The organism is Nocardiopsis sp. NPDC006938 (assembly GCF_042869555.1).
Taxonomy (GTDB): domain Bacteria; phylum Actinomycetota; class Actinomycetes; order Streptosporangiales; family Streptosporangiaceae; genus Nocardiopsis.
In genome coordinates this window covers 40,388-54,147 of record NZ_JBIAGA010000003.1, presented here as the reverse complement: position 1 = coordinate 54,147, position 13,760 = coordinate 40,388, and the positions used below count along the sequence as shown (strand labels likewise).

Below are 13,760 nucleotides of genomic sequence, written 5' to 3'. Positions count from 1 at the left end.
CCAACGACAGGGGACGCCGGAGGCGGCAAGGAAGCTCCGCGGTACGGCAAAGACCCGGCAAGGCATGTTTGATCACCATGAGTGATCACCAATGCGCCAAGGGTGCGGAAACGGGGTGAGACCCGTGACAACCAGGACGGGACTACGGCTTCTTTATCTCAAAATCATCACGGGTACATCTGTCCGAAAAACCCGAACTGACCTGGACTTTTTGGCCTCAAACACGACCATGCGCAGTTGTTGTGTGTGAGATGCGTCACTCGATGAAGCCTCGACTACGAGGGGTCAGTTACTGCTAGCATCCGGAGCGCGAAGAATAACTACGAGGTAACGACACCGTTCGGGCCTCGCCAACTTCGCGGAGGGATGTCACCAACGCCCGACAACGGCGCGGTGAACGGAACTCACGCCGCGGCGACGTGGCCGCCACAAGCACACACGGTCAGCACACCCGCGGTATCCCGACACACACTGGAGACGACCTTGAGTCACTGGCGCCTGAACAATCCCCGGGCCTCCCGGGCGAAGTCGGCCCTCGCCAGACGAGTCAAGCACAAGCCCCGGCACGCGTTCTGCGCCGAGCGCGCGATCACGGCGCTGCTGGGCGAGCTCGCCGCGGTCGCCTCCCGCCCCCTCTACTGGTCCGGCACCTCCGAGATGGCCGTCGCCTCCGTGATGCGCGACGTCAACGTCTGGTGCCGCGACGGCCGCTTCTTCTGGAACGACCTCTTCCAGGGCGGCACGATCTCGCACCCCGCGAGCGACCCCGCCGGTGCCGCCGCGCTCCTGAACCCGTTCGCCCAGGTTCCCGAGCCCGCGCACTACTACACGCACCGCCAGCCGGTCGCCGCCTGACCCAGGCCTCCCCGGGCGACTCCGTTCGGCCATCCGGCTGACGACGACACCTTCCTCGGCGCCCCGCCCGTTCCCGCGAACCGACGCGACGGCGGGGCCCGCACACCCACCGCACCGCGCCCGCCGCACCGTCGCCGTGCCCACGCGCGCCGAGACGCGGTGACCCGGCGCGCCGAGCCCCGGCGCCCCCCTCACCCGCCCCACGGACCCGTCGCGCGCCCGCCCGGTCCACCCGTGCGCCCTACGCGCCCGCCCGGCCGTGCCCCCGCGTCCCTGCCGCGCCGTCCTCCCGTGCGCCTCCTCGTGCCACGGCAGCCGCACCCGCCGCACCCGCCGCACCCGCCGCACCCGCCGCACCCGACCGGATCAGGCCACACACCTGGGTGGTTTGTCGCGGACCGGCTACATTGGCGGGGTACAACGCCACCCCCGGGGCTCCCCCGGACCTGCCGTAACACTCCACCCAGCACGGCAGTCGCACGCAGTAAGGACCCCCGCCGCCGTGCAGCCCCTCTCCCCCGACGACCCGAACTCCATCGGCCCCCACCGGCTCCTCGCCCGCCTCGGCGCGGGCGGCATGGGCAAGGTGTACCTGGCCCGCACGCCCGAAGGTCACCTGTGCGCCCTGAAGATGGTCAAGGAGGACCTGGCGCACGACAGCCAGTTCCGGGCCCGGTTCGCCCGCGAGGTCCGGGCCGCGCAACGGGTCCGCGGCCCCTTCACCCCGGCGGTCGTGGACGCCGACCCCGACGCCGCCGCGCCGTGGATGGCCACCGAGTACGTTCCCGGCCCCACGCTCAAGGAGGCGGTCCGGGCGAACGGCCCCTTCCCCGAGGAGTCGCTACGGGTCCTGGTCCTGGGGCTGGCCCGCGCGCTCGCCACGATCCACGCCGCAGGGCTCATGCACCGCGACCTCAAGCCCAGCAACATCCTGCTGTCGCCGCGCGGCCCCCAGGTGATCGACTTCGGCATCGCCCGCGCCGTCGAGGGCACCGTGCTCACCCGTACCGGGCAGACCTTCGGCACCCCCTCCTACACCTCCCCCGAACAGGTCACCGGGCAGGGCGTCACCCCGAGCGCCGACGTCTTCTCCCTGGCGGGCGTCGCGGTGTTCGCGGCCAGCGGCGGGCCGCCGTTCGGCGAGGGCAGTCCGGTCAGCACGCTCACCCGGGTGATGAAGGGCGAGCCGAACCTGGGGGCGGTCCCGGAGGGGCCGCTGCGGGACCTGCTCTCCCGCTGTTTCGCCAAGGACCCGGAGCGGCGCCCGGACGCCGACACCCTCCAACGGGAGGCGTCGGTGCTGCCGCTGCCCTCCGCCGAGCACGGGTGGCTGCCCGCCCAGGTCAACGAGCAGATCAGCGCGAAGGCGAACGAGACCCAGCGGGCCGAGGAGGCCCGACCCCCGACGGCCCCGACCAGCGGCACCAGGGGCCGGCAGGACGGCGCTCCGGGGAAGGGGCGCGGCCGCCGAATCGCCCTGGTCACGGGCGCGGCCGTGGCGGCTCTGGTGCTGGTGGGCGGCGGCGCCCTGGCCCTGAACGCGTTCCCCCTCGCTTCGGAGGATTCCGCGAACAGCGCCGACACACCCCCGCAGGAGGGGGCCGCCGACGACCCTGACGGGGACGGCGGGGCGGAGGCAGATCCGGACGAACCCGCTCCGGCCTCCTTCGAGGGCTTCCTCTACGACATCGCCTTCTCCGAGGACGGCGAGCTGATGCACGTCTTCGGCTCCAACACGCTCGCCACCTGGGACTGGCGGGAGGGGACCCGGGTCGACGTCTACTCCCCCACGCCGACAGGGGCCATGATCACCCCGCAGGGGTTCGCGGCGGGCACCACGGCGAACTACGTCGAGGTGTGGGACGGCGGCAGCGACAACCGGGTCGCGGTACTCGGCAACGACGTGGACGAGGTGCGCGGACAGTTCGACATGCCCGCGCTCACCTCCGACGGCGCCCGTGTGGCCACCCTCGGCTCGGCGGACGGCACCGTGGAGGGCGCGCCGCACATCCAGGTGTGGGACGTCGACACCCGGGAGATCGTGCGCGAGTTCCCCGTCGACGGCATGCTGACCGACCTCTTCTACACACCGGACGACTCCGCCCTCGTCGGCGTCGTCACCGAACCCGGCTACTCGACCTACCTCGGCGTGTACGTCTGGGACCCCGAGACCGGCGAGGTGCTCCAGACCTTCCGGGGCGCCTCCTACTACCAGGTCTCCCTGGCCGGTGACGGCCGGACCCTCGCGATGGTCAACGGCCGCGACCGGGTGAGCGTCGCGGACATCGAGACGGGTGAGGTCCGCGACCTGGAGGACCCCGGCACGGACTCCGACGACCTCGTCGACGTGCAGATCTCCGTCGACGGCTCCCGGGTCTACGGCGCCACCTCCGACTTCAGCGACCACCCCGGATTCGTCTGGGACGCGGAGAGCGGCGACCTCGTCCCCACCGACAACCTGGTCCTCAACTCCCCCATGGGGGCCCATCCGGACGGCGAGCTCATCGCCACCGCCTCCCCACCCGAGGCGGGCACGCACACCATCCTCATCCTGGACGACGACCTCGAGGTCGTCGCCGAGGTGAGCTGACACTCCGGAAGGCAGCATGGAGCACCCCTCCCCGAACGACCCCGGCCGGGTCGGCCCCTACCGCGTCGTCGCCCTCCTGGGCTCCGGCGGCATGGGCCGCGTCTACCTCGGGCTGGACCCGTCGGGCTCTCCCGCCGCCGTGAAGCTGGTCCGCGCCGAGTACGCCTACGACCCGGGGTTTCGCGGGCGCTTCGCCCGCGAGCTCGAACTCGCCCGGCGCGTTCACGGCAACTACACGCCGCGCGTGCTGGGCGCCGACACCTCCGGCCAGACCCCGTGGCTGGCCACCGAGTACGTCATGGGCCCCTCGCTCCAGGACCTGGTGCGGCACACCGGTCCCCTGCCCGAGCACACAGTGCGGTTCATGGGGCGGGGCATCGCGCAGGCCCTGGAGCGGGTGCACGCCACCGGGCTGGTCCACCGCGACCTCAAGCCCGGGAACGTGATGGTGTCCGCGACGGGTCCGCAGGTGATCGACTTCGGTATCGCCCGGGCGATGGAGGACCCGGGGGAGGCCGAGGAGGAACGGATCAGCGGCACCCCGGGGTACATGGCCCCCGAGACCGTGAGCGGGCAGGACAGCGGTCCGCCCGCCGACGTCTTCGCGCTCGGCGGAGTGCTGGTCCACGCGCTGACCGGCGACGGCCCCTTCGGTGACGGACACCCCTCGGCGGTGCTGTACCGGATCGGGCACCTGGAGCCCGACCTGGGCGGGGTGCCCGCGTCGCTGCGCGGGATCGTCGCCGCCTGCCTGGAGAAGGACCCCGCGCGCCGCCCCAACGCGGCCCAGGTGCTCCAGGCCCTCGGCGGCCCCACTCCCCCGGCGGCGTCCGCCGCCGACTGGCTGTCGCCAGCCGCCGTCGCGCGGATCGACGCCGTCTCCGAGGAGTACGCGAACACGGTCCGCGCGGCGGGCGCGGGTCGGGGGCGGGGGGCGCTCGGCCGCCGTCTGCTGGTCGCCGGTGCCGCCGCCGTGGCGCTCACCCTGGTGGGCGGGGTCGGCGTGTGGGCGGCGCGGGACGCCGGTCTCCCCGGTTTCGGCACGGGGGCCGCGCCCGAGGAGGAGCCCGGCGCCCCGGACCGCGAGGTGTGTTCCCCCAAGGAGCACCTGGCACCCGCGTACACGGAGGCGGCCCAGGACGAACTGACGGTGCCCAACGACGAGGAGGGCGTCTTCTTCACCGGCTTCTCCAACGACGGCGAGGTGCTCGCGGTCTCCGGGACCGGCGGAGTGGCCCTGTGGGACTGGCGGGAACAGGAGGAGGTCGCCCTCATCGAGGCCGACATCGGCGCCCGGTACGGCCATCCGGTGTTCGGCCCCGACGACTGCGAACTGGCCTACGCCTCCGATGACGGGGCGTACGTGTACTCGTTGGAGAGCGGGGAGGTGACGGTGCTGGCCGAGGGGTTCGAGGCGGGCGCGGTGGCCTTCACCCCGGACGGCGAGCGGCTGGTGGTCGGCAACCGGGACGTGCAGGTCGACTCGGGCGTGTCCGTGTACGACCTGGCCACCGGGGAGCTGGTCGCCACCCACCGCACCGGCAGCAGTACGGTCCTGTCGGTCGCGGTGTCCCCGGAGGGCGGATACCTCGCCGCGCAGGACCTCCTCGGGCGCACGACCGTCTGGGACACCGAGACCGGGGAGACGATCGCCGAGGGAGAGGGCGTCCCGAGCACCAACCCCTCCGCTCTGCGGTTCGTGGACGAGAGGACGCTGGCCTACCCCGACCCGAAGGGTGCGCACGTGCAGGACCTGCTCTCCGAAACCGACGAGCGCACCTCCTACGTCACCGAGAACCTCGACGAGGAGCTCACGCTGTTCGACGTCAAGTACGGCGTGGCGGCAGACCGCGTGTACGCGACCTTCCTCCCGTCGGACCTCGATCCCGCGCTGGGGATCATGAAGGTCTGGGAGTACTCCACCGGGGAGGAGCTGACCGCCGACGCGGACCAGGGCTTCCTGTGGGAGATCAGCGTGCACCCCGAGGGCGAGGTCATCACCGGGGTGCCCGCCACGGGCAACGGCATGTGGGTGGTGGACGCCCAGGAGCTGCGCATCCTCGATCGCTTCTAGCCGCCGCCCCGCCGCACCGCCGCCCCGCCGCGCCGCCGCGCCCCGTGGTGGCACACCTCCCCGCCGCACGCCCCCGCCGTACGCCCCCTCGCCGGGCCCCGCGCCGCCCCTCCGCTTCCGTTCCGCTCCCGGGAAGGCCCCATGTTCCCCCTCCACCCGCACGACCCTCCCTCCGTCGGCCCCCACCGCCTCCGCGCACGCCTGGGCGAGGACGCCTACGCGCGCGTCTACCTGGGTGGCGAGCGCGTGGAGGGCCCGGTGGCGGTCAAGGTGGTCCGGCCGGAGTACGCCACCGACCCGTCCTTCCGCGCCGCCTTCACCCGGCAGGTGGAGGCGGCGCGGGGGCTGGGCGGCGCGTACGTGTGCGGGGTGCGGGACGCCGATCTCGGCGGGGCCGTGCCGTGGGTCGCGGTAGCCCGGCCCCCGGGTCCCAGCCTGGCCGAGCTCGTGGCCGCCCACGGCCCGCTGCCGGTGGAGGACCTGCGCGCGCTCGCGCTGGCGCTCGCCCTGGCCCTGGAGGAGCTGCACGCGGCGGGCCGCGCACACGGTTCGCTCTGGCCGGACGGGGTGTTGGTGTCGGCCGACGCCGCCCGGCTGGCCGACCCCGGCCTGGAGTGGGCGATCAGCGACACCGAACAGCGCGCGCCGCACTCGGCGTTCGCGGCGCCCGAGGGCGGGGCCACCCCGGCCACGGACGTCTTCTCGTGGGCGTCCACCCTGTGTTACGCGGCCAGCGGCGTGGAGGGTCCGGACGGCCTGGCCCGGGTGCCGCTCCAGCTGCGCGGTCTGATCGACACCTGTCTCAAGCGCGATCCCCGGCTGCGCCCCAGCGCGCACGACCTGGTGCGGATGCTGGGCGGCCCGGCCGAACCCGCGGCCTGGGGCTCGGGGGTGCGGGCCCGCGTCGAGCGGGTCGCCGAGGCCCAGGCGGCCGCGTTGGAGAGCGACCCCGGATCGGGGTCCGGTTCGGGTCCGGGCGCCGGCGACGGCTCGGGCGGGACCGGGGGGCGGGGCGCCGACCGCCGTCGACGCGTCGGACCACTGGCCGTGGGGGCGGCGGCCCTGACCCTGGTGGTGCTGGCCGGTGCGGGTGCAGTGGTCGCCCTCCAGGGCTTCGGGGACGACCGTGACCAGGACGGGCCGGACCCCGACCCCCGGGCCGGGACCGCGCTGGTCACCGGAGAGGGATGCCCGGACGACTCCGGGTTCCCCGCCCCGGAGGACCCCCCGCCCGAGGGCACGACGTACTGGGACCCGGTCTTCTCCGGCGACGGGAGGGTGCTCGCCGCGACCTCCTCGGCCGGTCTGACCGCCTGGGACTGGGAGGCGGGCACACTGCTCGCCCTGCCCACCGCGGACGCGTCCGCGGTGGTCCGGCCGGTGTTCTCCCCGGTCGGCTGCACCGTGGCCGCTGGCCAGTCCGTCGACTACGAGGGCCGCGAGCACGCGGTGCGGATCGGCCACACCTACGACCTGGCCACCGGGGAGGCCACCGAGCAGCTGGGCGGCCAGGAGGGTCCCAACGCCGACGGTCTCTGGACGCTGAAACCGAAGGACGTCGAGAACCTGGCCTTCTCCCCGGACGGCGGCCTGCTCGCGGTGACGCTGTACAGCACCCGCCGCGAGGACAGCACCGTGGTGGTCGACACCGCCACCGGCGAGGCGGGCGCGACCATGGCGCCGGGTCTGCACCACAGCACGGTGTTCGTGGACGACCGGCACCTGGCCACCATCGCCAACGGCACCGTCCACGTCTGGGACTCCGGAACCGGCGAGGAGGTCCACTCCCTGACCGGGGCCACCACGACCCGACTGGCGGCGGTACCGGGGCGGACCCAGGTGGCCTTCCTCAAGGACGACCGGGTGGTCGTCTCCGACTACACGACCGGAACGGAGGTCGCCTCGTTCACCCGGGACGAGTTCGAGTCCGACGACTCGCCCGTGCTCACCAGGCTCCAGGTGGACTCCGGGCGCGAGCGCGTGTACGCGACCTGGCAGGTGAGCACGGAGGCCGGAGCGTGGCGGTCCCGGACCTACGTGTGGGACCTGGAGACCGGTGAGGACCTCGCCGAGGGGAACGGGGCCATCGGCGCCTACAGCGCGCTCGTCCCGCACCCGGACGGCACCGTGCTCGCCGCCTCCACCACCGCTGACAGCAGGCTGGTGCTCGTCGACCCGGACACCTTCGAGGAGATCGGAGAACTGGGCTGATGGCGACGGATGGCACGGGATCACCTCCCCCTCCGCGACCGAGAGCACCGAGGGGACTCGCACCAGGGCGGGTGACCGGGATCGCCGCGATCGCCGCTCTCTGCGTAGCCGTCTCCGCATGCGGCGCGGGAGACGGCCCAGGGGACGTCGCGGGCTCCCCGGAACCGCTGGCGGGGAACACGGTCGAACACCGCACGACGGCCACCTCAGCCGACGCGCGTCCCGTTCCCACGACGGTCACCGAGGCGGCCTGGGTGTGGGAGGCACCCGCAGGCCGGACCGTCCGGGCCGTCCACCCCTCCGCCACGGGAGCGGTCATGGAGCTCGACAACGGCGTGGTGGCCCTGGACACCTCCACCGGTGAGGAGACCTGGAGCTTCCTCCTCCCGGACCACCACTCCGGCCACGAGGACACGGACCTCTCCGTGTCCCCCGACGGGTCGGTGGTCGCCTTCTCCCCCGGGCGGACCATGGTCCTTCTCGACGCCGCATCCGGCCAGGAGATCGCGCGACTCGACCACGACGCGTCGGGGCCCTCCCAGTTCACCGTCACGGAAGCGGGGCTGATCGGCGACCACGGACGCTTCACCGCCGACGCCGACCACCGGGCCCGCGTCTCCATGACCCCCTGGGGAGAAGGCCGACAGGGGTGGGAGTCGACGATTCCCGCGTGCGAGGAGGGCGAACTGGGAGAGGTCTCCCAAGGCGTCCTCACGGGCGACCAGGTGGTGGTCGAGTTCTCCTGCCCCTTCCGGGAACCGGTCACGGTGGGCCTGGACCAGACCGACGGAGGGGAACTCTGGCGCCTCGCCCAGGGCACGGACTACAGCCCCGACCCGGACGTCTTCCCCGTACCCAGCCCCTCCGCCGAGGCCGACTTCGGAGTGGTGGGAGATCTTCTCGTCCTCCAGAACATCGCCGCGGAACGGGGGACGGTCGTCATCGACACCGCCTCCGGCCGGGTCCTGGGCGACGACATCCCCAGTACCGTCGAGCATCCGCTCCTCCGTGTCCTGCCCGACGGCTACCTGACCGTCCGAGAGGGAGCCGAAGGGGATTCGGAGGGCCGGGCCCTGACCTACGAGCTGCGGGACTTCGACGGGAGCGTGCGGCACAGGGTCGTGACCAGTACGGAGGTCGCGCGCGGGAGCCTCAACAACTTCCTGGTCCTGGAGGACGCGCTGTTGAAGATCCGCATGGTGGACGCCGGTGAGGACCAGGACATGGCCGTCCTCGGCTGGGACACCGACGAGCATCCGCGCGTTCCCCTCCCCGTCGACGTGGACACGACCGGCATACCGAGCATCGCGCGCGCCGACCGCGAGGTGGGGCCCTCCACCTTCCGCGCGGTGCCGGGTGCCGTCGTCCTCCGGGAGTTCCCCGGGGGAGGGGACCCCCACCGCGTCGTCGGACTGCGGTGAGGCCGTCCCGTCGTCGGCTCGTCCCGGTCCCCTCGCCTCGGCCCCTCGCCCCGGTCCCTCGCCTCGGGCGCTGGGAGGAACCTCCGCCAAGCAGGGCACACTGGTACTCGGCCCCGCCCACGCCGCCCCGGAGGAGCTGACCGCCCTTGCGCCCGCTGTCACCCGACGATCCCCGCCTCATCGGCCCGCACCGGGTGCTGGCCCGGGTCGGCTCGGGCGGGATGGGCCAGGTCTACCTGGCCCGCACCCCGGAAGGTCGGCTGGCCGCGCTGAAGGTGGTCCGGGAGGAGCTCGCCGGGGACCCCGAGTTCCGGGCCCGGTTCGCCCGAGAGGTCCGCACCGCACAGCGGGTGCGCGGACCGTTCACCCCGGCCGTGCTCAGCGCCGACCCCGACGCCGCCGCGCCGTGGATGGCCACCGAGTACGTTCCCGGCCCCACGCTCAGGGAGGCGGTCCGCCGGGACGGCCCGCTGCCCGAGGGCTCCCTGCGGGTCCTCACCCTGGGCCTGGCCACCGCCGTCCGCGCGGTCCACGACGCCGGTCTGATGCACCGCGACCTCAAACCGGGCAACGTGCTGCTGTCGCCGCGCGGCCCCCAGGTGATCGACTTCGGCATCGCCCGCGCCGTCGAGGGCACCGTGCTCACCCGTGCCGGGCAGACCTTCGGCACCCCCTCCTACACCTCCCCCGAACAGGTGACGGGCGGCGAGGCCACCCCGGCCAGCGACGTGTTCTCCCTCGCCGGGGTGGTGGTCTTCGCCGCCACGGGTCGGCCCCCGTTCGGCACCGGCCGACCGGCCGACGTCCTGCGCCGCGTGGTGGGCGGCGACCCCGTCCTCGACGGCGTTCCGGACGACCTGCGCCCGCTCCTGGCCCGGTGCCTGGCCAAGGACCCCGCCGGGCGCCCCCGCGCCGAGGCCGTCGCGCGCGAGCTCGCCTCGGTCCCCGCCACCACCGCCGAGCACGGCTGGCTGCCCGCCCCGGTGCACCGGTCCGTCGCCGCCCACGAGGAGGAGGCCGACCAGGTCGTCCGGGACTCCGTGGCCCACTCGGAGCACCCGTCCGCCGCACCGCGTCGGCGCCGACGCGCCCCGTTGTTCGCCGGCGCGGTCGCGGCCGCCCTCGTCCTGGCCGCCGGGGCGGGCCTGGCCGCGGCCTCCCCCTGGTCCACCGGCGGGGAGGCCGGTCACGACGACGGGAACGAGCGCCGCTCCGCTCCGGTCCCGGGGAACCCCGACGCCTCCGAGACGGCGGACGATCCGGCCGAGGAGTGGGACGGTGAGACCGGGTTCGGCTCCTTCGTCAACGCCATGGCCTTCACCCCGGACGGCTCCGGCGTGTACGTGCACACCACGGACGCGATGACGCTCTGGGACTGGGAGAGCGGCCGGTTCCGGCACCGCTTCGATCCCAAACCGTCCTCCTTCGACGTCGCCGACGACGGCACCGTGGTCGGCACCTACGCGGACACCACGACGGTCTTCGGCCCCGACCACGGCGTCCTCGCTCTGTTCGATCCCGGCGGCGGGGCTCCGGAACCCGAGGAGTACGGCGCGGTCTCCGTGAGCCCGGACGGCTCCCTCGTCGCCATGGTGGCCTCCCACCCCGACGCGCCCCGCCTGTACGTCTGGGACTGGGAGGAGGACGAGGTCGTGTTCACCACCGCGCAGGAGGGCCCGGTGTCCGGCACGCACTTCACGCCGGACGGCCGGTACCTGCTGGTCAGGCACCAGTACGACCAACCCCTGGTGACGATGTACGAGGTGGCGTCGCTGGGCGGGGACCCCAGGGTGCTGGGCGGGCTCGGTGAGCTGGGGGCCGACTGGGGTCCGCACGCCTTCTCCCCCACCGAACCGATCGTGGCCGTGCGGCTGCCGGACGACGACATCGCCCTGTACGACTACGAGTCGGGCGAGACCGTGCGCACGATCGGGACCGAACGCGGCTACCGGGCGACGGCCTTCTCCTCGGACGGGCGCACCCTCTACTCCTCCGGTCTGCGGCTCACCGCGTCGGGCCCGTCGGGGGGCCGTGTCTGGGACGTGGCCACCGGGGAGGAACAGGTCACCGGCGACACCCTGCTGGTCGAGATCCTCGCCGTGCACCCCCGCGACGAGGTGATCGCGACCTTCGCGGGAGACACCCTGCTGCTCCTGGCCCCCGACACCCTCGACGTCGTCAACGAGATCGGCTGAGGCCACCGTGTACACACCCGCATCGGGAGCCCCCGACCGCGTCGGCCCCTACCGGATCGTCTCCCCCCTGGGATCGGGCGGCATGGGTCACGTGTACCTCGCCCTGGACACCGACGACCGGCCCGTGGCCGTCAAGGTGGTGCGGCCGGAGTTCGTGTTCGAGCCCGAGTACCGTGCGCGCTTCGCCCACGAGGTCCGCAGGTCACGGCAGCTCGGCGGGGTGCGTGAGGCTGACGGGGCGCGCGCGAACGGCGGGGCGCAGGAGAGCGACGGGGCGATCAGGGAGCGCGCGAACGGCGGGACGCGAGGGGCGACCGGAGCGCGCGCGAACGACGGGGCCCTGGACGGCGGGGTCGTGGACGGCGGGGCGCGCGCGAACGGCGGGGCACGAGAGGCGACCGGGGCCCTGGACGGCGGGGGCGGCTTCCCCCGGGTCCTGGACGCCGACACCCGCGCGCCCGCGCCGTGGTCGGCCACCGAGTTCGTGCCCGGCCCCTCCCTCCGCGAGGTGGTGCGCCGGTCGGGGGCCCTGCCCGAACCCGCCGTGCGACGCCTGGGCAGGGGGATCGCACAGGCCCTCGTCGGACTGCACTCGGCCGGGGTGGTCCACCGCGACCTGAAGCCGGGCAACGTGCTGATCACCGCCGACGGCGCGCGGGTGATCGATCTCGGGATCTCCGGCACCGTGGCGGCGGCACCCACCGAGAACACCGCCGACGACCCCACCGGCAGTTCCACCAGGAGGACCGGAGCGGTTGGCGGCCCCACGCGGATCGACACCCCCGCGGACGTCGAGGCGACGGGGTTCGCCGGGACCCCCGGTTACGCGGCCCCCGAGACCTCCCGCGGGGAACCGTCCGGACCCGCCGCCGACGTGTTCTCCCTCGGCGCCGTCCTGGTCTTCGCCCTCACCGGGCACGGGCCCTTCGGTGACGGGCACCCGTCCGCGGTGCTCTACCGGGTCGAGCACCGGGGCCCCGACCTGGACGGTGTGCCTCCCTCGCTGATCCGGCAGGTCTCCGCCTGCCTGGACAAGGACCCGGATCGCAGACCCACCGCGCGGGATCTCCTGCGCGCCCTGGGCGACCCGGTTCCGGCCGCCCCCTCGGACGCGTGGCTTCCCCCGGCCGCCGTCGACGTGCTGGACGGGTTCACGCGGCACCACGAGGCCGCCGTGCGCCACTACCTGTCGTCCCACCCCCGCGCCCGCGCGGCCCACCGGGACCGCTCCGGGCCGCGCACCCGCACCCTTCTCGGTGTCTGCGCCGCAGCGCTCGTGCTGCTGGCGGGAGCGGGGTTGTGGGCCGTCAGCGACCCCCTCGACAGCGCGGGTCCGGTCCCCCTCACGGCGGAGCGCAGGAACCCGGAGCAGGACGGAGGGGACCCCGACCCGCCGGAGGACTGCGCCCCCACCCTCCACCTGGCCCCCGAGTACACGCGGGCCGCGGCCGACGCACCGGCGGTCCCCTCCGACGCCGCCTCGGTCCGTTTCTCCAGTGACGGGTCGGTACTGGCCGTCCACCTCCAGAACAACGTCGTCCACCTGTGGGACTGGCGGGAGCGGACCGCGCTCGCCGCCGTCGAACTGGACGGCGACGTCCCCTTCCGGGAGATCGAGTTCAGCCCCGACGACTGCTACCTGGCGCACGGCTCGCGCGACGGCGCCCAGGTGTACTCGCTGCGGACCGGAGAGCGCACCGTGCACCTGGCGGGGCGCGACATCCGCTCCGTGGCCTTCTCTCCGGACGGAACGACCCTGGCCATGGCCGACCGCACCACCCGCGACGACAACGGCGGGATCTACACGGCGGACCTGGCCTCCGGGGAGGTCACGCGGTACGAGACCGAGAGCCCGCGCGGCCACGGTGTCGCGTACTCGCCCTCGGGGGCCCGCCTCGCCGCCCAGGACGGCAAGGGCGACCTCCGGGTCTGGGACACCACCAGCGGCGAGGAACTCCGCATGGCCCGGAACCTGCCGTTCCCCCGGTTCCGGGCGCTGGACTTCCTGGACGAGGACGTGGTGTTCACCCTGCACGCGCTGGGTCCGCTCGTGGTCGACGTGGGCGAGGACGAGGGCGGGCTCTACTACGAGCCCGACGAACCGCCTCCCGGCGACACCGCCAAGGTCGCGGTCAACCCCGTGCACCGACTCGCGTACGCCCTCTACATGTCCGACGTCGACGACGAGGGCGGGGCGACCCTGGGGCACCGGGTGCTCGACCTCGACACCGCCGAGGACGTCACACCGGAGGTGGAGGAGGGAAGCGTCGGCTTCGCGCTCCTGGACGTGCACCCGGACGGGGACGTCATCGCCACCCTCCCGCCGCAGGTGGACGAGGTCCAGATCCGGGACGCGGTCACCCTCGAACTCCTCGACACCTTCACGTGAACCCGCACCTACCAGCGAGACGGAC

Annotated in this window: 7 protein-coding genes; all 7 read left to right on the top strand. The window is 73.9% G+C overall.

What is annotated here, in order from left to right; all coding sequences use genetic code 11:
• Positions 1-483 precede the first annotated feature (483 nt).
• The gene (locus ACFYL4_RS05695; RefSeq protein WP_357762622.1) at positions 484-855 is read left to right on the top strand and encodes a hypothetical protein; all 372 of its coding nucleotides are present in this window, start codon (positions 484-486) and stop codon (positions 853-855) included.
• Positions 856-1,357: 502 nt separating this feature from the next.
• Positions 1,358-3,445 (top strand): protein kinase, encoded by a 2,088-nt coding sequence (locus tag ACFYL4_RS05690; RefSeq protein WP_387516711.1) that lies wholly within the window; start codon positions 1,358-1,360, stop codon positions 3,443-3,445.
• Positions 3,446-3,461: 16 nt separating this feature from the next.
• Positions 3,462-5,519 carry a WD40 repeat domain-containing serine/threonine protein kinase gene (locus ACFYL4_RS05685; protein ID WP_387516709.1) on the top strand — a complete coding sequence of 686 codons (2,058 nt, stop codon included), beginning with the start codon at positions 3,462-3,464 and terminating at the stop codon, positions 5,517-5,519.
• 141 nt (positions 5,520-5,660) lie between these two features.
• Entirely contained in the window at positions 5,661-7,730 is a 2,070-nt protein-coding gene (locus ACFYL4_RS05680; protein ID WP_387516708.1) for a tyrosine protein kinase, read from the top strand.
• Entirely contained in the window at positions 7,730-9,151 is a 1,422-nt protein-coding gene (locus tag ACFYL4_RS05675; protein WP_387516706.1) for a PQQ-binding-like beta-propeller repeat protein, read from the top strand. Before ACFYL4_RS05680 ends, ACFYL4_RS05675 begins: the two co-directional genes overlap by 1 nt.
• A 146-nt stretch (positions 9,152-9,297) precedes the next feature.
• The gene (locus ACFYL4_RS05670; protein ID WP_387516704.1) at positions 9,298-11,346 is read left to right on the top strand and encodes a WD40 repeat domain-containing serine/threonine protein kinase; all 2,049 of its coding nucleotides are present in this window, start codon (positions 9,298-9,300) and stop codon (positions 11,344-11,346) included.
• A gap of 7 nt (positions 11,347-11,353) precedes the next feature.
• A complete protein-coding gene (locus ACFYL4_RS05665; RefSeq protein WP_387516702.1) occupies positions 11,354-13,735 on the top strand; it encodes a WD40 repeat domain-containing serine/threonine protein kinase in 2,382 nt (793 codons plus the stop codon).
• Positions 13,736-13,760: the final 25 nt, after the last annotated feature.

What these genes read in the sequence shown, in the direction of transcription:
- ACFYL4_RS05675 (WP_387516706.1), top strand. Translation starts at nt 7,730, where the DNA reads ATGGCGACGGATGGCACGGGATCACCTCCCCCTCCGCGACCGAGAGCA.
- ACFYL4_RS05685 (WP_387516709.1), top strand. Translation starts at nt 3,462, where the DNA reads ATGGAGCACCCCTCCCCGAACGACCCCGGCCGGGTCGGCCCCTACCGC.
- ACFYL4_RS05680 (WP_387516708.1), top strand. Translation starts at nt 5,661, where the DNA reads ATGTTCCCCCTCCACCCGCACGACCCTCCCTCCGTCGGCCCCCACCGC.